This is a genomic window from Lentilitoribacter sp. JB5-8 (assembly GCF_055693385.1).
In genome coordinates this window covers 2,426,978-2,448,644 of the sequence record NZ_CM146332.1, presented here as the reverse complement: position 1 = coordinate 2,448,644, position 21,667 = coordinate 2,426,978, and the positions used below count along the sequence as shown (strand labels likewise).

Genomic DNA, 21,667 nt, shown 5'->3' with positions numbered 1-21,667 from the left:
AAGTGCATTTTCATCAAAATGGCGCGCAAATTGAAGGAACCATTGTCGAAGTTTACAAACCAAAGAGCATCAGTTTTCTCTTTTCGGTGAGTTGAAGAGAAAATCAATTCTCATCTGGCCAAAATACCTCTAAATTCAATTTCTACGGCATTGGCAAATTTATGAAAGAAATGACTATGAAAGCATCCGGCGATATTGGCGATTTGTTGAATATTATGACGGCCTTACGCGATAAGGAAACCGGGTGTCCTTGGGATGTCAAACAGGACTTTCAGTCGATAAAACCATACACAATTGAAGAGGCCTATGAAGTTGCAGACGCTATTGAGCGAAATGACCCAGAAGACCTCTGCGATGAGCTGGGAGACCTGTTATTACAGGTCGTATTTCATGCGCAAATGGCCAAAGAAGAAGAATTATTTTCCTTTGAAGACGTTGTTCTTGCAATCAATAAGAAAATGGTCCGTCGCCACCCCCATGTGTTTGGCACCGGGGATGCTGACACCGGCGAAGCTGTTAAAATCAAATGGGATGAAATCAAGGCAGAAGAAAAACGCGAACGATTAGAACGCAGAGCAGCACGAGGATTACCAAGCGAAGGCAATGGATTTTTGGATCAAGTTTCACGCGCAATGCCAGCAAATGAGGAAGCATTAAAGATTCAAAAGAAAGCCTCCAAAGTTGGCTTTGACTGGAATGATCCCAATCTGGTTTTGGACAAAATGGAAGAAGAAATTGCCGAATTGCGCGCAGAAATTGCCAATAAAAACAATGATAAAATTAAAGATGAACTTGGCGATCTTATGTTTGTACTGGTTAATCTCGGCCGCCATGTGGATGTTAATCCCGAAATGGCATTGCGAGACACAAACACCAAATTCCGTAAAAGATTTGCCCATATTGAAGACAGATTACGACAATCAAATAAAAGTCTTGAAGACGCATCCTTGGAAGAAATGGAAGCCTATTGGCAAGAAGCTAAAACGCTATAAAAACTTCAGTCTATAGCGATTAACCAGCTCCTGAGCATCATGCTCTGTCAATTCAATATCAAGGCTCACTGATCCGTCTTCTTGGTCAATTCGATCAATAATCTTGCCATGTTCATATATCCAAGGCAGCACATTCATCTGATTTGGTTGCAATGAGATAGTTCTTTGAACCACAAGACCCGACAATTCAGTTTCAATACGGGTTAGAAGCTCATCAATCCCCTCACCTGTGAGTGCAGACACCCCAATTGCCTTTTCATGAGCTAAGGCTTTTTCGTGGAATTGCTCGGCAATTTCAGGTTCCAAGCCATCAAGTTTATTCCAAACTTCCAAAATATTGGCATTGTCTTTGTCTTTAAGGCCCAAATCGCTCAGGATATTCATCACGTCATTAGCCTGCATTTCGTGGTTAGGGTCCGTCATATCGCGCACATGCAAAATAAGGTCAGCTTCAACGACTTCTTCCAAAGTCGCTCGGAAAGACGCAACCAAATGCGTTGGAAGATCTGAGATGAAACCCACTGTGTCAGACAATATAACCATACGGCCAAGCGGAAGCGCCATACGACGCAATGTTGGATCAAGTGTTGCGAACAACATATCTTCCGCTAACACGCCAGCACCGGTTATCTTGTTGAATAATGTAGACTTACCGGCATTGGTATAGCCGACAAGTGCAACAATTGGATGCGGTACTTTTTGGCGTTTGGAACGGTGCAAACTCCGCGTTCTGCGCACTTGCTCGAGCTCGCGCTCAAGCCGCACAATACGATCCTGCAGCATTCGGCGGTCGGCCTCAATCTGCGTTTCACCCGGGCCACCCATAAAGCCACCACCACCGCGTTGGCGTTCCAAGTGGGTCCAAGACCTGACCAAACGACCACGTTGATAATTTAAATGCGCAAGCTCGACCTGCAACACACCCTCTTTGGTGGACGCTCTGCGGCCAAAAATTTCCAAGATGAGACCTGTGCGGTCGATCACCTTGCATTCCCACTCTTTTTCTAAATTTCTTTGTTGCACCGGGGTTAGCGGATGGTCGACAATTGCAAGTTCAGCATCATAAAGGTGAATAAGATCGTGGATTTCTTTCACTTTACCAGACCCCATCAATGTAGATGGTTTGGGAGCTGCTAAAGTTACGATTTGTGCATCCACGACATTCAGGTTAATTGCACTCGCTAGACCTATCGCTTCTTCTTTGCGCGCTTGATCATCGCGGGGAATATGAGAAATCACATTCCCGGCTGCATCTTTTTTAACGCGTTGCTTAATAGAAGGCACAACTACAATGGCCTTTGCACCTACCTCTTCATCAGGTTGAGTTGCATAAAGGCCATCTATTTTTTCAATTGATTTTTTGTCGAACGTATCGATGACTATTGATCCTTATTGATCGCCAGCACCTTCTTCGATATCAAACATCTGTAGTTGCTGACCTGGCATTATGGTCGAAATAGCATGTTTATAGACCAGTTGTGAATGGCCATCTCGTCTTAAGAGAACACAAAAATTATCAAATGAAGTAACAACGCCTGTTAGCTTCACCCCATTGATCAAAAATATCGTCAATGACATTTTTTGTTTGCGAACGCTATTGAGGAAAATGTCCTGCAAGTTTTGTGATTTTTCCGCCATGACTTATTTCTCCGTATTCTAGTTTGTTTTATCGGATCTATTTTTTGTTTCTGCATGCGGTTGCGTAGAAACGGTTACTTAAACTTGACTTAGCAATAAGGCTACAAACATTGAATCCCAAAATCTAGGGATGCAAAGATTTTTTTGGAATAATATTTTAATAGGAGTAAGAAATGTAGCCGTAAATACCTTATTATTATATATTATTTCCCAGTTTACCGCGAGTCATCGATCCATCCAATACCTTATATTTAGTACGGCAAATACAACGATAACTTCCAATCGGCCAATCAACATTAGTAAACTAAACAAAATATAGGAATAATTTTCCACAGCATCTAATGGCGGCCAAGACAGCTGATCTTGCGTTAAATCAACAAGTGGGGGTGTAAGTGCATCATAAACTGGAGCAGCATTTGAAAATAGCGATATCGCAAGTGTGATGGCGGCCTCAAATGAATAACCAAATATTGAGATAATAAATGCGCCTGTACCAATAACAATCAATGACAAAATAAAATGCGACCAGATGGCCCCCATCTTTTGTTCATCGATCACAACATCGCCAAAGCGCAGGTTTTTGACACTGCCAGGATGGATCAATTTAGATAATTCTCTAAGTGCATGACGTGCCATCATCGATAGCCGATATATTTTAATGCCGCCTGTTGTCGAGTAAATGCTCGCACCGATAACAATAACGATTAAGACCAATATGTCTGGCATCACTGCAATCGCACCTTCGCGAGTTTGCATTCCGCTCGTCGCAACCAAGGAAGTTGCTGAAAACAACCCTTCGACAAGATAATCGATCATTTTTTCTAATGATATTTGCCCGCCTGCCAATGTTGCAAAACGCAGAGCATAGATAAGCGATAAAAAACCGAGACCTAGAAGAATGTAGTTAAGTTCTACATTTTTACGAAAAAATGCACGCGGCTGGCGAATAATACTTCGACGCCAAAAGATATTGACCGTGCCAATGAAAAGTCCAAATATAATTACCAACTGGCCAAATCGACCCACTGTCTGGTCAAGATCGCCTTCAAATGGCACAAAGCCGCCTGTTGCAAGCGATATCATCGACAACATAATAGCATCTAACCCATTCACACCCGTGATCATTAAAGCACAAGCAATGATGAGGGTGATGAACATATATTCGCCAATTAACCGCTGATAACTACCAGAATTTGGTAGCCAAGTCTTACTGACGGATCTTGGTTTGAGTTGGCGTTCCGTATTTAACAGCCCCCCAAATTCACCCGGTGCAAGAACGTGAAGAATAGACACCAAGGTTAAAAAGCCGCCAAACCATTCTACACAAGCGCGCCAAACCAAAAGTGATTTGGGGGAGACTTCTAACGGCAATTGCGATGCACCCGATGTTGTCAGCGCTGAAACAGCCTCAAACCATGCCGCACTGAAATGCATATTGGCAAAAATCATGAAACTGAATGCAGCAAATAATGGTGTGACTAGCCACAAAATCACCAGTGATAAAAAGCTAAATGATCGCGACAAAGAATAGTTTTGATCGGCGATAGCTGCCAATACTGTTATGGAAACGAATATACCGAGTGTTCCAAATATTAGCATGGTCGTTGCAAGCTGAGTGTTCCCCTCCCCAAAACCAACGAGGATTGGAAACAGCAAAACTGAGGATAAGCCAGCTATGGCAAGGGCAATTACGTGGACTATGCCAGTCATTCAAACGCCCTTTAGAAAAACTCAAGACTAACGCGGAACAATTGCTCAACACTTTTAACCGCTTCAGCTTTGGCAAATATCACAACCCGGTCTTTAGCCCGAATTTTAGTGTTGCCGTCAGGGCGAATAATATTACCATCGCGATAAATTGAACCGATGCGCATGCCCTTTGGCAAGTCAAGATCCTTAAGAGGATTACCAACGAGTGTTGAGGTCTCCAATGCTTCGGCTTCAATGATTTCTGCGGCTCCTTTCTGCAATGTATAGACTGAGCGAATGCGCCCTCGTCTAACATGTTGCAACACGCGAGAGATCGTCACTGAGCGTGGGTTGATATCCGCATCGATTCCCAAAGACTTGGTAAATTGCTGGTATGTTGGGCTGTTGACCAATGCCAAATTAGACTCACATCCCAAATGCTTTGCCATCACACAAGACAAAATATTGATCTGATCGTCATTGGTCAGTGCAATCATCAAATCAGCATCCTGAATATCAGCTTCAATGAGTATTTTTTGCTCAATGGATGAACCGTTTAGTACCACAGTTCGCTGCATATCATCTGCAATTTTGAGAGCGCGGTCGCGATTAAGTTCGAGAATTTTAACCCGGGTTTTGGGTTGATTTTGCTCGATCTTTTTCGCAACAAACTCACCAATATTACCACCACCTGCGATAACAATGCGGCGAGCTTCTTCTTCGTTGTGCCCAAATAGGCCGAGCACGCGATTTACCTGGCTTTGTTCAGTTAAAACATAAGCCACATCGCCCGTATTTAGCTGCTCTGACGAACTTGGAACGATAAACTCCTCATTGCGCCAAATACCGACAACGGTGGTCACCAAATCGGGGAAAGTTTCGGTTAATTGCACCAAAGGTCGATCAACCAAAGGACAATCATCACGACATTCAATGGCTGTCATAACCACTTTATCATCGATAAAACTTGTCACATCGATCGCACCAGGAAGCGCAATTCTGCGCAATACGGTCCAACCGACCTCGACTTCAGGTGAAATAATCACATCAATTGGCATGTTCTCGCGTGAGAACAAATCAGACCAATGCGAATGCAAATAGCCCTGAGCTCTAATCCGAGCAATTTTCTTGGGAACATTAAAGAGCGAATGCGCAACCTGACAGGCCACCATGTTGACCTCGTCAGACAAAGTCACAGCAATGATCATATCCGCTTGCTCTGCCCCAGCTCGAGCCAGCACATCTGGATGCGCGCCGTGGCCAATATATCCTCGAACATCAAGCGTATCACGGATGGCCTGGACCAATTCTTCTGATGTGTCGATAACAGATACATCATTTTCTTCGGCTGCTAATCGCTCGGCGATGCCATAACCAACACGCCCTGCACCACAAATAATAACTTTCATGGCTTTCCTTTATCCAAATTCAATTCGGCTTAGGCCGTCTGAGGGTTTGGTTTAAACTATTCGCGATGACATTACTATGGGTGCAAGGTGGTTTTAAACACCAAGTGATTTTAATTTTCGGTGTAGTGCTGAACGTTCCATGCCAACAAAATTAGCCGTTTTGGAGATATTGCCACCAAATCGATTAATTTGTGCCAGCAGATATTCGCGTTCAAATGCTTCACGTGCTTCACGAATTGGCAATGACATAATGTGTTGTTGGCCCGCCTCACCCATTTGCGGCACAGCTTCTGAGACATCGTCTGGCAGCATTTCAATACCTATGGGAATAGATGCATCCTGATCTTGGGCCTGGATGATCAATCGTTCGATCAAATTTTTAAGCTGCCTGATATTTCCAGGCCAAGAATGCGATTGTAAAATCGCAAGTGCATCATCTGTAATCGTACGCTTTTTCACACCCATTTGTTCGCAAATCTGACGCATGAGATGATCGACCAAAAATGGGATATCTTCACTTCTATCGCGCAAAGCCGGCACTTTAAGAGGCACAACACATAAACGATGATAAAGATCTTCACGGAAGAGCTTTTGAGCAATCAACTCTTCCAACACCTGTGCTGTTGAGGATAATACACGCACATCCACCTTAACGCGTTTGGTGCCGCCAACACGTTCGAATTGTTGCTCAACGAGAACGCGAACGATTTTGCCTTGTGTCTCAAGCGGCAAATCAGCGATTTCATCTAAATATAAGATGCCGCCATGCGCCTCTTCCAAAGCGCCAATTTTGCGCTCATTACCATTGTTATTTTCTGTCCCGAAAAGCGCAATTTCCATGCGTTCAGGTGTAATCGTTGCAGAGTTTAGAACAACAAAGGGTCCATTTGATCGATTTGAATTTTTATGGATGATTCTCGCTGCAAGTTCTTTGCCAGCCCCTGACGGCCCTTTGATCATAATGCGCGCATTTGTTTGCGCAATTTTATCAATATTTTGCTTAAGCTGAGTGATCGATTGCGATGGACCGACAAGCTCAATATTGTCGCCACCGGTCCGCTTTTTAAGATCACGGACTTCGCGTTTTAATTTTGAGGTTTCAATCGCCCGCTCGCACACCATGATGAGTTGCTCAACTTTGAACGGCTTTTCAATGAAATCATATGCGCCACGGCGAATGGCAGACACAGCTGTCTCAATATTGCCGTGCCCGGAAATCATAATAACGGGTAAATCGGGATATCTCGATTTGATATTATCCAGCAAAGCCAAACCATCTAACCGGCTTCCCTGTAACCATATGTCAAGGAACACAAGGCGCGGGACACGCTCTTCAATTGCTGCCAGTGCACTGTCACTGTCATATGCAGTTCTTGTTTCATGCCCTTCGTCATCTAAAATACCGGATACAATTTCCCGAATATCTTCTTCATCATCAACGACCAAAATATCAGACGGCATCTGCTTGTCCTTGTACTACTTCTTCATTTTCTTCTGGTTGTTCGCTTGCATGTGCTGACAAGATGACCCTAAACATTGCACCTGGATTTTCATCAAAATCGGATGGTGCATCATGTAACTCCAACGAGCCATCATGATCTTCCGCAATCTTCTTTACAATTGCCAAGCCGAGCCCTGTACCCTTTTCCCGCATGGTCATGTAGGGCTCTAACAAACGATGTCGGTTTTCCTTTGGCAAACCGTTGCCATTATCGATAATATCGACGATATAATCATGTTTATCTGCGGACTGTACTGCTCGCACCAAAATTCGTTTCTTATCGCGCGGCGTGTCATCTGGAACTGCATCAATAGCTTCTGTTGCGTTCTTAATAAGATTACCAAACGCTTGTCCGAGCATACGAGAATCAAAGTCTCCCAGCATCGGCTCTTCCGGCAAATCCTGCTCAAAACTAATTTCAGAGCGGCTGACTTCAAGGGTAAATACCGCATCTTTTAAGATATCGCGCAAATCTTGCTGTGTTTTGACCGGTTTTGGCATACGCGCAAATGAGGAGAACTCATTGACCATACGGCCAATATCACCAACCTGACGCACGATTGTATCTGTGCATTGTTCAAACACTTGCTTGCCATCTTCTGGGATATACTTTCCAAAGCGACGCCTAATCCGTTCAGCAGAAAGCTGAATTGGTGTGAGTGGGTTCTTAATCTCATGTGCAATACGTCGAGCGACATCTGCCCAAGCAGTTGATCTTTGAGCGATCACCAAATCGGTAATATCATCGACCGTTACAACATAAGATTCATGACCATCTGATGTTTCCTCGCGTGTGACCTTCACATCCAAAGTGTGCTCTTTACCACCATTTGCCATTGTAACCTGACGGCGGAATTCATTGCGGTATTTCAGACCCGCCTCAACAAAAATAGACACAAAACCTGGCGCTACATCCTCAATTGGTTGACCAATCAGGCCATCAACAGGCCGATCAAGAATGATTGATGCGGATTTATTAACAATGGTTATGATGCCATCAGCATCTACACCGATAACACCTGCTGAAACACCCGTTAGCACAGCTTCTGTAAAGCGGCGGCGATCATCAATTTGGTCTTTAGTTGTAAGCAACTCATCACGCTGCGCCCGAATATCTGCGATCATGTTGTTAAATGTCATGGTCAGTGACCCCACGTCACCATCTGAGCTGTGTACAGGGACCGAAACGTTTAAGTCTCCTTTTGCTACCTCATCAGATGCCGTGATTAATCGACGAATTGGGCGAACCAGTCTATCTGCAACTGCAATCGCCATCCAAATAGCTGACAATAGCAAAATCAGCGCAAAACCGGTAAATAACACACCAAAAGCGATTTGAAGGTTGGAGCGACCTTGATCAAGCGCATTATACTCCGCCGTTGCCTCTTCCATAAGCTGTTTTGCACGAATTACCTCGTCGTCCAAACTACGCACAACATAAAGATATGCATCTGGAATATTGCGAAGTTTTAAAACCGCTCCCACCAAATTTGTTCGGCCGGAAGCGATTAAAACCGGTAATCCATTTTGAGCATCATCAATGGCACCTTCGGGAATATTGGGGACGGTGCCCCCATCCTCAAGCTCTGTTTGCAAAATGATCGTACCATCTTGCTGAACAAGCTTTGAACCAATCAATTCTCGCGCAACCGTTTGACGATTGAAGAACTCTAAAAAACCGGTGCGGTCTAAGAAGTATAGAGATCGTGAACTATCCAAATCCTGCGCCATGGACAAAACCTGACCATTTAAATAACGCGCATTTTCAAGCTCATAAGCTTCCGCAACATTTAAAGAGGAATTTACAATTGCTTTCGTGCGGATAGAAAACCAACGATCAAGCCCCACATCGAGCGTTAACGAAGCAATCACAGCAACCAAAATAGCTGGCGTGATGGCAACAATACTAAAAAGTGCGACAATCCTGATATGTAGTTGCGCGGCAGCCTTACCGACTTTTCTTGCCTTTAATAACCTGACAAACTCAACAATGATCATGATCAGCAGACACGCGACCAAAAGCGAGTTAATGATCACCGCAGCCGTGATAACGTTTTGCTCAGGTCTAATAGGCGTTAAGCCAAGCAAAACTACAAATGAGATGGCCGCGCTAAAAAGCGCTACGATGACCAGGAGAAATCGTGGGTTACGAAAAAACGAATTCTTCTCAGTCGAAGCATCAAAATCTGCATCAATCGGCGTCAATGTTCTTAATTAACCTCAGAATCGTTTCAAATCATCAATCTAATTGTGTCAATGAAGCAACAATGTGGCGAAAATGCAACGCTTAAGTTTGCAAATTAGCTTGGTTTTGACGAGCGATAAACCGCAATTCCCAGCTCGCGGATCTTTTTACGCAATGTGTTGCGGTTTAATCCCAACAACTCTGCAGCCTTAATTTGGTTCCCGCGGGTTGCGGTTAGAACGGCAAGAATTAAAGGATATTCGACCTCTTCGAGCACACGCTGGTATAATCCAGCAGGAGGTAAACCATCACCAAAACTTGTGAAATAAGTGCGCATATTCTCTTCAACAGCCTGCGCAATCGTCATCGGCCCTTGCGCGACCGAAATATATTCCGGTGTTGTTTCATCACCTGATTGCAACTCAGTTGCGATGATATCGCTGGTAATCACATCCTGGGGGTAAAGTGCCATGATACGGCGTACTAAGTTTTCCAACTCACGCACGTTTCCAGGCCAGGAATGGTTTTTCAAAAGATTGAGCGCATCTTTTTCGAAACGTTTAGCATCAAGCCCTTCACCTATATTTTGCTGCATGAAATGGCGAATAAGATCCGGCACATCTTCCGCACGATCGCGCAATGGCGGTAAGCGAAGAGGCACAACATTTAAACGGTAAAATAAATCTTCGCGGAACTCACCTTTGTTAATTGATATCTTCAGATCTTTATTCGTCGCAGCCACAATACGAACATCAGTTTTAATAGGCGTTCGTCCGCCAACCGTTGTATATTCCCCCTGTTGAAGCACACGCAGCAAACGAGTTTGCGCATCCATTGGCATATCGCCAATCTCATCGAGAAATAACGTACCACCTTCAGCTTGTTCAAAACGGCCGGTTGATTTGTTGTGCGCACCGGTGAAGGCGCCTTTTTCGTGACCAAACAGTTCAGATTCAATCAAATCTCGTGGGATCGCAGCCATGTTAATCGCAACAAATGGACCGTTGCGACGTTTGCCATAATCATGCAATGCGCGTGCAACAAGCTCCTTACCTGTGCCCGATTCACCTGTAATCATAAGCGTTAGATCTGTTTGCATTAGGCGCGCGAGAACCCGATAGATCTCTTGCATGGCAGCTGAACGCCCAACCAAAGGCATTGTTTCAGAATGATCATCACTTATTGGATTTGTGCTGCGCTTAGGTTCAGAGAGCGCGCGGTCGATGATCGATGTCATCTCAGTTAAATCAAACGGCTTTGGCAAATAATCATATGCACCGCCTTCTGACGCGCGTATCGCCGTCATAAAGGTGTTTTGCGCACTCATAACTAATATTGGCAGATCTGGACGCGCCTTTTTGATCCGTGGCAGCAAATCAAATGCATTTTCATCAGGCATCACAACATCTGTGATCACCAAATCACCCTCACCTGCAGCAACCCAGCGCCATAATGTGCCCGCATTAGATGTTACTCTGACATCATATCCAGCACGGCTGAGAGCTTGGTTTAGGACTGTTCGTATGGCGGCATCATCATCTGCGACTAAAATCGTTGCTTTTGACATTATTCTGCTCCTTGGGGATCAGACTGGGAGGTGTCATGATCCTTTTCATTTTGTGAAATAGGCATAAGTACTTTGAAAAGGGTTTTTCCCTTTTGGCTGTCGCATTCTACGATCCCACCGTGAGCTCCGATGATTTTAGCAACCAACGCTAAACCAAGACCCGAGCCATTGGTTTTTGTCGTGATAAACGGATCGAATAAATGCGGAAGCAAATCATTTGGAATCCCTGGGCCATTGTCTCTAATTGTAAATTCCAACGGTAGAGAAACCCTCTCACGTGATGAGCCAACAGATAGTTTAATCCCTGGACGGAAGGCCGTCATGGCTGAAATTTTGGGGTTTGGTGTATCGGCAACTGCTTCAGCAGCATTTTTTACAAGGTTTAAAAACACCTGAATTAATTGATCTCGATTTGCATATACCAAAGGCAAAGACGGATCGTATAATTGTTCAAACTCAATATCGCGCGCAAAGCCCGCTTTTGCTATTGCAATCACATGATCAAGTACTGAGTGAATGTTTATCGCCACGCGATCGATTGGGCGTTCATCTGAAAAGATTTCCATGCGATCGACCAAGGATACAATACGATCGGTTTCTTCACGAATAAGTCTTGTTAGTGCTTTGTCCTCATCACTAACCGATGATTCAAGCAATTGCGCAGCACCACGTATGCCAGATAATGGGTTTTTAATCTCATGCGCGAGCATTGAGGCTAAGCCGGAAACTGACCTTGCCGCAGCCCTATGGGTGAGTTGTCGATCAATTTTATCAGCTCGCGAACGCTCTTGAAATACGATCACAGCATCTGAGCTGTTGCCGCCAACAGGAGATGCGTAAATATCCACCAGCTTTTCTTCACCCAAACGAGGAGAGCTTAAATCAACGCGATATTCGCTAACCGGACCGGCGCGTTCCCGAACCTGTTCCAGCAGATTTAATACCGGGCTTCCAAAGGGCATGAACTCTTGCAATTTATGATTTGTCAGATGGGACAAACTGGCACTTAAAAACGCTTCAGCTTCCCAGTTTGCAGAGATGATAAAGCCTTCCGCATCGACCATGACAACAGCGTGCGGCAATGCATTGAGCACCAGAGCAGCTTGATCTTTATTGATGGATATCAAGCGACTTCTCCTTCTGGAATTAAAAATTTATTTTCAATGGCTTGCGTCATTTTTTTAACAACATGATTTATGCTTTTTGACGACAGGATATCGGCGCGATCTTCAGCGGAAATATCGGCCGCAAAACGTTCTAAGTACCAGTTCAGATGTTTGCGTGACTGGCGCACACCTATCTTTTCGCCATAGTGATCAATCATCATGAGATAATGACGCTCGACAAATGCTGTAATTTCATTCGTACTTCTTGGAATATTATCGTTGCCAGCAAGAGCGCCGCAATGCCAAGGACGACCCTGACTGGCACGCCCGACCATCACGGCATCCGCACCCGAAATCTCAAGAATTGCCTGAATATCTTGCGCAGTTTCAACATCACCATTTGCGATGAGCGGGATAGAAATAGCTTCACGAACACGACGAATGGCTTGCCAATCAGCTTTACCTTCGTAAAACTGGTTACGTGTTCTTCCGTGAACGGTTATCAGTTGCGCGCCTAAATCTTCGGCACTTTTGGCAAGTTCAGGGGCGTTGATACTATCGACATCCCAACCTAAACGCATTTTTACAGATACAGGAATACCAACCGCTTTAACCGTTGCGTCGATGAGCTCTCGAGCAAGATCGAGATCTTTCATAAGGGCAGAACCGGAATATCCACCGGTAACTTTTTTCGCAGGACACCCCATATTGATATCAATCATATCGGCACCACTATCGGCGCAAATTTTAGCAGCATCGCGCATCCATTTGGCTTCGCGACCCGCAAGTTGAACGACATGAGGCTTGATACCCTCGCCCTGCATGCGTACAAATGATTCTGCCGAATTACATACCAATTCACGGCTTGCGACCATTTCGGTCACAACCATGCCAGCACCATATTCATAGGCCAATTGACGAAAAGGCAGGTCAGAAATCCCGGACAAAGGGGCTTGTATCACCCTATTTCTGGTTTCAATTTGATTGATATTCAGCGGCTGGCGAATGAGCTCTAGCACAATCTGCCTTTCAAAAGTGCAATAATACGTATTGCCTTATTTTTAGACACTAAAAACCTATTTGCCAAGAGATAATATCGATTTACTCAAAATAATTTCGATATGCTTAATTTGATCTGGTAAGTCTTTTACTTAAAGTTTACAACGGGCTAGGCTTTATTTTGTTTTGGAAAATATATCGCATTTATGTCAAATTATTCAGTTCATAAAAATGTGGCTATTATTGTGGCGGCAGGACGCGGTGAACGCGCAGGTGGCTTGATTGATGGACCGAAACAGTATCGCATCATCGGCAATCAGCCAGTTATAACCCATGCATTAGAAAAATTTATCCAGCATGATGGGATATCGCATATCATTATTGTAACGCATGCAGACGATGATGATCTTATTGCAAACGCCTGCAGAGATTTGGACCTTACAAACATTACAATGGTTCATGGTGGTAAGACACGCCAACAATCTGTTTTAAATGGATTAAAGGCAGCATCTGAATTTGAACCAGAATTTGTGCTCATCCATGATGGTGTTCGCCCGTTTATCGAAAAGACGTTAATCAGCGATGTTTTAAACGCTTTATCGACCGATCATAAGGCTGTTTTACCAGCTATAGCGGTCACTGATACGCTTAAGCGTTCAGATAATAATATGATTATCGAAGATACTGTATCTCGCGAAAATCTTTATGCAGCACAAACGCCGCAGGGCTTTAACTTTGAGACAATATTTTCCGCACATTTAAAGGCCGAACAATCGCAACGCTCTGATTTCACAGATGATTGCGCGTTGATTGAGTGGATGGGTGATGATGTGTTCATCGTTCTTGGCAAACAAAACAATATTAAATTGACGACTTTGGAAGATATAACAATGGCCAATGAAAAATTCACGCCTGCATTTGCAGATGTCAGAACCGGCAATGGCTATGACGTTCATCAATTGGTCGATGGTGATCATGTAACCCTATGCGGCATTGATATCCCCCATAACAAAGCCCTCTCCGGCCATTCAGACGCTGATGTGGCGCTTCACGCTTTAACAGATGCATTGCTTGCCACTTGCGGCGAAGGTGATATTGGCGACCACTTCCCGCCGACCGATCCACAATGGAAAGGCGCAGCCTCTTATATTTTCTTGGAACATGCGGCGAAAATCATTCGCGATCACGGCGGTATCATCACCAATGCAGATGTTTCTTTGATTGCTGAGCAGCCAAAAATTGGACCGCATCGCGAAAAAATGCGCGAAAGTCTGGCTAGTATTTTGGGCATCGATGTTGTGCGTTGTTCCGTCAAAGCAACAACGAATGAAAAAATTGGCTTTATTGGCCGTGAAGAAGGCATTGCAGCAATTGCAACAGCAACAGTTGTCTATGGTGCAAAATCATGAGCAAAGCTGCTGATGTCATCACACAATACACCGAAGCTGGAATGATGATTGCAACGGCTGAAAGCTGCACGGGAGGCTTAATCGCAGGTGCCTTAACCGATATTGCAGGCTCATCAAGTGTCGTAGACCGCGGCTTTGTCACCTATTCCAACCAAGCCAAGATGGATATGCTTGGCGTATCTGAAGAAACTTTAGAAAAGCACGGCGCCGTCAGCGATCAAACTGCATATGAGATGGCGTTAGGTGCGCTCAATAACTCTCGAGCCGATGTGAGTGTGGCGGTGACCGGAATTGCGGGGCCAGGCGGCGGCTCAGATGAAAAGCCCGTTGGCCTCGTCTATATGGGCATTGCCAATCATGATGGCGTTCAAACCCATAAATTGCTTTTAGGTTCAGATAAGTCACGCGATGACATCAGGCAAGCAACTGTTGACCGCGCTTTGAACGAACTTTTGATGGTTATCGGCTAATACTAAAGTATGAACTTTATTGATTTTTATCAACAATTTCGCTCGACTAATTGACTTTTTCAAAAAGTTTAGCAGAGTGTAGACAAAACATAAAAACACCAAATTACACGATATATCGGGGAGCAACTCATGATCAAATTGCTGGCAAAAACCTGCCTAACGCTGGTCGCCTTTTCCATTCCTAGCTTTGCTGGATCCGTTGAAAGTTTTAGAGTAGGTGCATGGAATGGTGAAGCGTTCGTTTCAGATCAAGACGGTTCGTTTTTATCCTGCACAGCGACAGCTAATTATCGCAATGGCATATCGATGAGCATTCAGATCGATGAAACCTATGGATGGGTGCTTGGATTTGGCTCGCCGCACTGGAATTTAACGACTGGCAACCAATTTACTATGCAATATCGTATTGATCGCAGCGCTTGGTTTTCAGCAACGGCAACAACAGCCACGCCTAAGCTCGTCACTATGCCAATGCCGTACGATCCTTCGATGATCTCGCGTTTTCGTCGTGGCAATAAATTATATGTCTATGATGGTTCTTATACCTATGACTTCCGCTTAACCGGCACATCACGCGTTGTAGCGCGCCTGTCTAAATGCGTTGATTATCATGTCGCGCGCACAAATGCGTCTAAAGGGTTTGGCACAAGCACGGCACAAAATAAGCCTGCAACGTCACAACCCGCACCAAGTGTATCAGCGCCGGCTGCTGCTGCACCAGATATGGCTGAGACAACCATAATCAACGACAACAACCCAGCACATCAACTTGAAGCAACACAAAAAATGTTTGCACTGATTGGCTATGCAGGATTGTCGGACATTAAACTTATTCCAAATGATCAGCTTGAAGAAGATCTCAGCGGTTATCATGCTGTTGCGGAAGGTAACGCACGTTTATTGGTGACGCATATTGTTCCGGATAATGGTGGAATGAGTGAAAGCCAATTGATCGAAGCATCGATCGCTGCAGAGGAAAAGAAATGCGAGGGGGATTTTGAATCAAGCTCGGGCCGCAAGACCTTTGATGGTACAAAAATCCATGTTGGCGAGATCCGTTGCACAGAAGGTGATTTTGAACTTCATGAACGCTATGTCATCGCACCACGCGGTAAAGGCGGCTATTACTTCATCGGAACACGTGATGAATATATGGGTGAAGGTGGTGGCGCACCAAGAAACCCAACTGATAAACTGGACGACAAAGCGTTTCAAACGGCTGCGATTAACGCCAGTAAATAACGCGATAAGTTAGCGAGACTGATCGCTCTTTAATTCTTCTTTGCCTGCAGATTTACGTTTGCGGGCAAAGTAAAAACAAACAATGCCAAGTAAAAACGGCAATGCATAAAGCGTTAAAAATTCCGGGTTGATAAAGTCGCCGATATCAACGCCGCAACTCGATGAATTTACAAAGGCGCATGCCATGGCTGATATCCAAGTCCACGCGAGAAGTGGGCCGATCAGCAATATGCCTGCGCAGATATATAAAAAAATTTTCACAATGCACCCCCGTTTTGACGGTTTGATTTATACCCGATAAATCTTATCAGCGCGAGCTTCAAAGCTTTGCGTGAATTTGGCAAAAGCGCGCTCGAACATCGAACCCATCAACACGCCCAAAGCCATGTTCTTGAACGCGTAGTCGATATAGAAATCAACTTCGCAGGTGTTTGTGCCTTCAATATCTGTAAAGCGCCAGCGGTTATCGAGATGTTTAAACGGACCATCGATATATTTCGCTTCAATTACCATGTCATCAGGCTTTAAAAATACCTGGCTTGTGAATGTTTCATTGATCGATTTATACCCAACGGTCATATCAGCAACCAACAAGGTTTTACCAGCTCGTTCACGTGTTTCGCGTATCGTAAGCGCTTCGCACATAGGTAAAAATTCAGGATATTTTTCCACATCTGCGACAAGATCAAACATGTCATGCGCCTTGTGATTGACGATATGCGTACGCTCAAATTTAGGCATAAACGATTAAACTCATTTTGCGTTTTTAGCGTCGCGCGCCGCTTTAAGCTTGGCAAAATCATCGCCCGCATGGTGCGAAGAACGCGTGAGCGGGCTCGCTGATACCATCAAGAAACCTTTGGCATAAGCATTTGTTTCATATGATTTAAACTCATCAGGCGTCACATAGCTTACGACCTTGTGGTGCTTGCGCGTTGGCTGCAAATACTGACCGATTGTCAGGAAATCAACATCTGCAACACGGAAATCATCCATCAATTGCAAGACTTCGTTGCGTGTTTCGCCAAGTCCAACCATGATACCCGATTTGGTGAAAATTGTTGGATCAAGCTCTTTAACGCGCTGTAGCAATCGCATTGAATGGAAATAACGTGCACCAGGGCGCACAGTAAGATAGTTCGACGCTACAGTTTCAAGATTGTGATTAAACACATCAGGTTTGGCAGCGACAACAACTTCCAAAGCACCATCTTTACGCAAAAAGTCAGGTGTCAGGATTTCAATTGTTGTTTCAGGAGATGCTTTACGGATCGCGCCAATCACTTGCGCAAAATGCTCTGCGCCACCATCATCTAAGTCATCACGGTCAACCGATGTGATCACAACGTGCTTTAGGCCCATCTCAACGACGGCTTTAGCCACATTTTCAGGCTCTGATTGATCCAGCGCGTTGGGTTTACCAGTCATAACATTACAAAATGCACATGCGCGGGTGCAAATCTCACCCATGATCATAAAGGTAGCGTGTTTTTTATCCCAGCATTCGCCGATATTTGGACAGCCAGCTTCCTCGCAAACCGTTACAAGATTGTTGTCTTGAACGATTTTACGGGTTTCTTTGTAACCTTTGGACACCGGCGCTTTAACGCGGATCCAATCAGGTTTTTTTGTAATTTCATTATCCGGTTTATGCGCTTTTTCCGGATGTCTAAGCTTTGCTTTTTCTGGTCTGGTCGTATCGATGACGGTAACCATTTTATAAACTCCAAATTCGCTTTAACCTAAGATAGGTAATTTCGTAACTTATACAATGTGACGGTATGAAGCGTTGATTAATCCGCGTCAATCTTTTGCGCTGTTTTCAGTGTTCTGACCAGCAGCCATAAAATCAGACCGATTACAAATCCAACTGCGGCCAAAATGCCCGCAACAACGAGTATTCCCGTCCAGCCTTCATAACTTGTTGATCCCAAATCAACCGAGCCACGCCCTTGAATGGCAGCCATGCCACCAAACGCTCCAAGCACAAAACCGACTAACATTGGGATCAAAAATAGCTTCATTTATGCGTTCAACACTCGTCCATAGGCATCAAGCACGCTTTCTTTCATCATTTCTGACAAGGTTGGATGCGGGAAGATGGTGTGCATTAGCTCTTCTTCCGTTGTCTCTAAGTTCATAGCCACAACAAATCCTTGAATAAGCTCTGTAACTTCAGCACCAACCATATGTGCACCCAAAAGCTCGCCCGTGTTTTTATCAAAGATCGTTTTGATCATGCCATTGTCTTCGCCAAGTGCGATGGCTTTACCATTTGCAACAAATGAATAGCGACCAACTCTAATGTCGCGGCCAGCTTCTTTCGCTGCAGCTTCTGTCAGACCAACAGACGCCACTTGCGGGTGACAATATGTACAGCCCGGGATTTTGCCTTTATCCATTGGGTGAACACCCGGAACACCGGCAATCTTCTCAATACAAATGACACCTTCATGCTCAGCCTTATGCGCAAGCATTGGTGGACCAGCAACGTCGCCAATGGCATAAAGACCTTCAACATTGGTTTTACCGTAGCCATCAATGACCACACAACCACGATCAGTTTTTACACCAAGCTCTTCAAGGCCAAGATTTTCGATATTGCCTTGAACACCAACAGCTGAGATCAAACGATCAGCGCTGATTGCTTGAGTTTTACCGTCCTTGGTTTCAACATGGGCTGTAATGCTATTAGCCGCCTTATCAACTTTGGTGACTTTTGCCTCATTGATGATTTTCATGCCGCGTTTGACCAGCGCTTTGCGCGCGATTGTGGAGATCTCTTCGTCTTCCACAGGCATAATGTTCTTCATTAATTCAACAACGGTGACTTCAACACCCATTGAAAGGTAGAAGCTTGCAAACTCGATGCCAATCGCACCAGAACCCATCACAACGATAGATTTAGGCATCTCTTTTGGCACCATGCTTTCGAAATAGGTCCAGATCAGTTTTCCATCAGGCTCAATACCAGGCAATGCACGCGGGCGTGCGCCTGTTGCCACAATGATGTGTTTGGCTGTGTAAGTACCTTCTGGCAAAATACCTTTTGGAATCGGGTTTTGTGGCTCATATGCAGGTTTAGATGGCTTGCTAACAACAATCTCACCTGGTTTTTTAAGCTTTGCTTCGCCCCAAATCACGTCGATTTTGTTTTTCTTCATCAAGAAGCCAACACCGCCGTTCAAACGAGCAGATACCCCGCGAGAACGCGCCACAACATCTTCAACCTTTGCCGTCATCTTCCCTTCAAGCGTCAAGCCGTATGATTTTGCATGAGCTGCATGATCCATCATTTCAGCTGAGCGGAGAAGCGCTTTAGTTGGGATACACCCCCAGTTGAGGCAGATACCGCCCAAATGCTCGCGCTCAACAATAGCCGTTTTCAGGCCTAATTGTGCTGCGCGAATGGCAGTGACATATCCACCAGGACCTGAACCAATGATAATAACGTCGTATTTGTTAGACATGATTTATGTCTCCTAAATTCTGAGGCTAAAGCCCCAACATAAGTTTAACAGTCGAGGCCAATCCCTCGCCCAAGTCTTTTGTGTTTTTGGCATCTAAGTGAATGCCATCAATCGGTGTCGTTTCGCACACGGAATTGGCATCGAAAAAGCCGCAACCAAATGCATCTGCTAAATCCGCATGTAGGGTCGGGAACTTTTTAGATTCGTCCATTCCACCTACAAACAACGCTCCGATATCTGTGTTGGCCGTCTCACAAAATTTTGGTGGTGAAACGATCAAAATATCGGGAGATGCACCCATTTCATGCGATTCATGCCGCTGGATAATACGAATAATACGTTCTAAGCCTTTTACGCTGGCCACTGCATTGCCAACCACCATTTGTTTCAGATCATTGGTGCCCAAAAGCACAATGACCAAATCAAGCGGTTTATGCGTAGCTAGGAGCGTCGGTAATATACGCACACCATTACGGTCACAATCAGCCATATAGTCATCAAATGCAGTTGTGCGACCATTAAGGCCTTCTGCAATAATGTGCACATCTGAACCCAGAGCTTTTGACAGTGCGGTTGGCCAGCGGTCGTCTAATGCATGACGGCCGCCAGTTTGTGCATCAAAACCCCAAGTTAGTGAATCACCGAAGCAAAGAACGTTTTTCATTACCCGTTCCTAAACCAGCATCCCCATTGGGTTTTCGATATAGCCTTTAAATGCAGCCATCAGCTCAGCACCCAAAGCACCATCGACAGAACGGTGATCCGTTGAAAGTGTAACCGTCATCACAGTTGCAACGGCAAGCGCGCCATCTTTAACAACAGGGCGTTTTTCACCCGCACCAACCGCTAAAATGGTTGAATGCGGAGGGTTTACAATCGCTGAGAAGTTTTTCACGCCGAACATGCCAAGGTTAGATACAGCTGTTGTGCCGCCTTGATATTCAGATGGTGAAAGCTTCTTATCACGCGCACGACCGGCCAAATCCTTCATTTCATTGGCAATGGTTGAAAGCGTTTTTTGCTCTGCTTTACGAACGATTGGAGTAATCAAACCACCTTCGATGGATACAGCAACACCCACATCAACATGCTTGTGCTTGACCATATTATCGTCTGTCCAAGACACATTGGCTTCCGGCACATCGCGCAAGGCAAGCGCCATAGCTTTAATCACCATGTCATTGACTGAGATCTTATATGCAGGCTTGTCGTCTTTTAAAGGCGCACCTTTGTTAAGCTGGCTACGTAGAGCCAATAGCGCATCAAGTTCACAATCCGCAGACACATAGAAATGCGGTACGTTTTGCTTTGATTCTTGCAAACGAGACGCAATTGTCTTGCGCATACCATCATGTTTGACCAGATCATATGAACCTTCTTCAAACAATTTAAGCACTTGCTCATCTGACATTGATGTTGGTTTAGAAGCCGCAGGCGCTGCTGAAGAAGCCGCACTTGGCGCAGCAGCTGGTGCACTTGTCACACCGCTTGCAATTGCTGCTTCAACATCGCGTTTGATGATACGGCCTTTTGGACCTGATCCTGAAACAGCTGAAATCTCCAGACCTGCATCTTTTGCAATCCGACGCGCAAGCGGGGATGAGAATACGCGAGAACCATCTGATGCAACAGGAGCTGGCGCTGCAGCCGGAGCTGCTGGCGCAGGTGCTGCAGCAGGCGCAGCTTTAGGTGCTTCTGCCGCTGGCGCAGGTGCAGCCGCTGGTGCAGGAGCTGAACCCTCGTCTTCACCTGAGATTGTCGCGATGACTGAATTGACTTTCACGCCTTCAGTCCCAGCCTCAACGAGAAGCTCAAGGACTGTGCCTTCATCAACCGCTTCAACTTCCATTGTCGCTTTATCAGTTTCAATTTCGGCGATAACATCGCCAGGTCCAATTTCATCGCCCACTTTCACAAGCCAGGATGATAACGTGCCCTCTTCCATGGTTGGAGATAAGGCAGGCATGGTAATATTAATTGGCATAATCTT

20 protein-coding genes are annotated in these 21,667 nt (G+C 45.0%); 4 read left to right on the top strand and 16 right to left on the bottom strand.

The window, feature by feature from the left end; translation table 11 throughout:
- Positions 1-176: 176 nt before the first annotated feature.
- Complete coding sequence (gene mazG, locus ACZ1GZ_RS12000) at positions 177-992, top strand: nucleoside triphosphate pyrophosphohydrolase (protein WP_472668293.1); 816 nt, start codon at positions 177-179, stop codon at positions 990-992.
- Here mazG and hflX read toward each other — a convergent pair.
- The 9 genes from hflX to dusB form a co-directional block, all read right to left on the bottom strand.
- Positions 987-2,345, bottom strand: a complete 1,359-nt coding sequence (gene hflX, locus ACZ1GZ_RS11995; RefSeq protein WP_472668292.1) for a GTPase HflX — start codon at positions 2,343-2,345, stop codon at positions 987-989. The two genes, mazG and hflX, sit on opposite strands and share 6 nt — an antisense overlap.
- A gap of 36 nt (positions 2,346-2,381) precedes the next feature.
- Complete coding sequence (gene hfq / locus ACZ1GZ_RS11990) at positions 2,382-2,630, bottom strand: RNA chaperone Hfq (protein WP_472665108.1); 249 nt, start codon at positions 2,628-2,630, stop codon at positions 2,382-2,384.
- A 225-nt stretch (positions 2,631-2,855) separates the two neighbouring features.
- Positions 2,856-4,340: a potassium transporter TrkG gene (locus tag ACZ1GZ_RS11985; protein ID WP_472665107.1), complete on the bottom strand. Its 1,485-nt coding sequence runs from the start codon at positions 4,338-4,340 to the stop codon at positions 2,856-2,858.
- A gap of 11 nt (positions 4,341-4,351) precedes the next feature.
- Complete coding sequence (gene trkA / locus ACZ1GZ_RS11980) at positions 4,352-5,728, bottom strand: Trk system potassium transporter TrkA (RefSeq protein ID WP_472665106.1); 1,377 nt, start codon at positions 5,726-5,728, stop codon at positions 4,352-4,354.
- A 93-nt stretch (positions 5,729-5,821) separates the two neighbouring features.
- On the bottom strand, positions 5,822-7,189 hold the full coding sequence (gene ntrX, locus ACZ1GZ_RS11975; RefSeq protein WP_472665105.1) for a nitrogen assimilation response regulator NtrX: 1,368 nt from the start codon (positions 7,187-7,189) through the stop codon (positions 5,822-5,824).
- Complete coding sequence (locus ACZ1GZ_RS11970; protein ID WP_472665104.1) at positions 7,179-9,434, bottom strand: sensor histidine kinase NtrY-like; 2,256 nt, start codon at positions 9,432-9,434, stop codon at positions 7,179-7,181. The genes ntrX and ACZ1GZ_RS11970 overlap by 11 nt, the downstream gene beginning before the upstream one ends.
- 95 nt (positions 9,435-9,529) lie before the next feature.
- The gene (ntrC, locus tag ACZ1GZ_RS11965) at positions 9,530-10,981 is read right to left on the bottom strand and encodes a nitrogen regulation protein NR(I) (RefSeq protein ID WP_472665103.1); all 1,452 of its coding nucleotides are present in this window, start codon (positions 10,979-10,981) and stop codon (positions 9,530-9,532) included.
- Positions 10,981-12,108 (bottom strand): two-component system sensor histidine kinase NtrB, encoded by a 1,128-nt coding sequence (locus ACZ1GZ_RS11960; protein WP_472665102.1) that lies wholly within the window; start codon positions 12,106-12,108, stop codon positions 10,981-10,983. The genes ntrC and ACZ1GZ_RS11960 overlap by 1 nt, the downstream gene beginning before the upstream one ends.
- Positions 12,105-13,109, bottom strand: a complete 1,005-nt coding sequence (gene dusB / locus ACZ1GZ_RS11955) for a tRNA dihydrouridine synthase DusB (RefSeq protein WP_472668291.1) — start codon at positions 13,107-13,109, stop codon at positions 12,105-12,107. Before dusB ends, ACZ1GZ_RS11960 begins: the two co-directional genes overlap by 4 nt.
- 183 nt (positions 13,110-13,292) lie before the next feature.
- Here dusB and ACZ1GZ_RS11950 point away from each other — a divergent pair, with 183 nt between their 5' ends.
- From ACZ1GZ_RS11950 to ACZ1GZ_RS11940, 3 genes are all read left to right on the top strand, one after another.
- A complete protein-coding gene (locus tag ACZ1GZ_RS11950) occupies positions 13,293-14,495 on the top strand; it encodes a bifunctional 2-C-methyl-D-erythritol 4-phosphate cytidylyltransferase/2-C-methyl-D-erythritol 2,4-cyclodiphosphate synthase (RefSeq protein ID WP_472665101.1) in 1,203 nt (400 codons plus the stop codon).
- Entirely contained in the window at positions 14,492-14,965 is a 474-nt protein-coding gene (locus ACZ1GZ_RS11945) for a CinA family protein (RefSeq protein WP_472665100.1), read from the top strand. Before ACZ1GZ_RS11950 ends, ACZ1GZ_RS11945 begins: the two co-directional genes overlap by 4 nt.
- A gap of 129 nt (positions 14,966-15,094) precedes the next feature.
- Positions 15,095-16,207, top strand: coding sequence for a hypothetical protein (locus ACZ1GZ_RS11940; RefSeq protein ID WP_472665099.1), 1,113 nt, complete (start codon positions 15,095-15,097; stop codon positions 16,205-16,207).
- A gap of 9 nt (positions 16,208-16,216) precedes the next feature.
- Here the strand turns inward: ACZ1GZ_RS11940 and ACZ1GZ_RS11935 are convergent, their stop codons facing one another.
- From ACZ1GZ_RS11935 to ACZ1GZ_RS11905, 7 genes are all read right to left on the bottom strand, one after another.
- Complete coding sequence (locus tag ACZ1GZ_RS11935) at positions 16,217-16,468, bottom strand: hypothetical protein (protein WP_472665098.1); 252 nt, start codon at positions 16,466-16,468, stop codon at positions 16,217-16,219.
- A gap of 27 nt (positions 16,469-16,495) precedes the next feature.
- Complete coding sequence (locus ACZ1GZ_RS11930) at positions 16,496-16,948, bottom strand: type II toxin-antitoxin system RatA family toxin (RefSeq protein WP_472665097.1); 453 nt, start codon at positions 16,946-16,948, stop codon at positions 16,496-16,498.
- A 12-nt stretch (positions 16,949-16,960) separates the two neighbouring features.
- Positions 16,961-17,923 carry a lipoyl synthase gene (gene lipA / locus ACZ1GZ_RS11925; RefSeq protein WP_472665096.1) on the bottom strand — a complete coding sequence of 321 codons (963 nt, stop codon included), beginning with the start codon at positions 17,921-17,923 and terminating at the stop codon, positions 16,961-16,963.
- Positions 17,924-18,000: 77 nt separating this feature from the next.
- On the bottom strand, positions 18,001-18,231 hold the full coding sequence (locus ACZ1GZ_RS11920; protein ID WP_472665095.1) for a hypothetical protein: 231 nt from the start codon (positions 18,229-18,231) through the stop codon (positions 18,001-18,003).
- Positions 18,232-19,677 carry a dihydrolipoyl dehydrogenase gene (gene lpdA, locus ACZ1GZ_RS11915; RefSeq protein WP_472665094.1) on the bottom strand — a complete coding sequence of 482 codons (1,446 nt, stop codon included), beginning with the start codon at positions 19,675-19,677 and terminating at the stop codon, positions 18,232-18,234. It lies immediately after the preceding gene.
- Between the two features lie 25 nt (positions 19,678-19,702).
- Positions 19,703-20,341, bottom strand: a complete 639-nt coding sequence (locus ACZ1GZ_RS11910) for an SGNH/GDSL hydrolase family protein (protein ID WP_472665093.1) — start codon at positions 20,339-20,341, stop codon at positions 19,703-19,705.
- A gap of 9 nt (positions 20,342-20,350) precedes the next feature.
- On the bottom strand, positions 20,351-21,661 hold the full coding sequence (locus ACZ1GZ_RS11905) for a pyruvate dehydrogenase complex dihydrolipoamide acetyltransferase (protein WP_472665092.1): 1,311 nt from the start codon (positions 21,659-21,661) through the stop codon (positions 20,351-20,353).
- Between the last annotated feature and the right edge of the window lie 6 nt (positions 21,662-21,667).

Coding starts and splice junctions, on each gene's coding strand:
- ACZ1GZ_RS11940 (WP_472665099.1), top strand. CDS start 15,095: ATGATCAAATTGCTGGCAAAAACCTGCCTAACGCTGGTCGCCTTTTCC.
- lpdA (WP_472665094.1), bottom strand. CDS start 19,677: ATGTCTAACAAATACGACGTTATTATCATTGGTTCAGGTCCTGGTGGA.
- ACZ1GZ_RS11930 (WP_472665097.1), bottom strand. CDS start 16,948: ATGCCTAAATTTGAGCGTACGCATATCGTCAATCACAAGGCGCATGAC.
- hfq (WP_472665108.1), bottom strand. CDS start 2,630: ATGGCGGAAAAATCACAAAACTTGCAGGACATTTTCCTCAATAGCGTT.
- mazG (WP_472668293.1), top strand. CDS start 177: ATGAAAGCATCCGGCGATATTGGCGATTTGTTGAATATTATGACGGCC.
- ACZ1GZ_RS11905 (WP_472665092.1), bottom strand. CDS start 21,661: ATGCCAATTAATATTACCATGCCTGCCTTATCTCCAACCATGGAAGAG.
- ACZ1GZ_RS11945 (WP_472665100.1), top strand. CDS start 14,492: ATGAGCAAAGCTGCTGATGTCATCACACAATACACCGAAGCTGGAATG.
- ACZ1GZ_RS11950 (WP_472665101.1), top strand. CDS start 13,293: ATGTCAAATTATTCAGTTCATAAAAATGTGGCTATTATTGTGGCGGCA.
- ACZ1GZ_RS11985 (WP_472665107.1), bottom strand. CDS start 4,340: ATGACTGGCATAGTCCACGTAATTGCCCTTGCCATAGCTGGCTTATCC.
- ntrC (WP_472665103.1), bottom strand. CDS start 10,981: ATGTCAAAAGCAACGATTTTAGTCGCAGATGATGATGCCGCCATACGA.
- trkA (WP_472665106.1), bottom strand. CDS start 5,728: ATGAAAGTTATTATTTGTGGTGCAGGGCGTGTTGGTTATGGCATCGCC.
- ACZ1GZ_RS11910 (WP_472665093.1), bottom strand. CDS start 20,341: ATGAAAAACGTTCTTTGCTTCGGTGATTCACTAACTTGGGGTTTTGAT.
- lipA (WP_472665096.1), bottom strand. CDS start 17,923: ATGGTTACCGTCATCGATACGACCAGACCAGAAAAAGCAAAGCTTAGA.
- ntrX (WP_472665105.1), bottom strand. CDS start 7,189: ATGCCGTCTGATATTTTGGTCGTTGATGATGAAGAAGATATTCGGGAA.
- ACZ1GZ_RS11920 (WP_472665095.1), bottom strand. CDS start 18,231: ATGAAGCTATTTTTGATCCCAATGTTAGTCGGTTTTGTGCTTGGAGCG.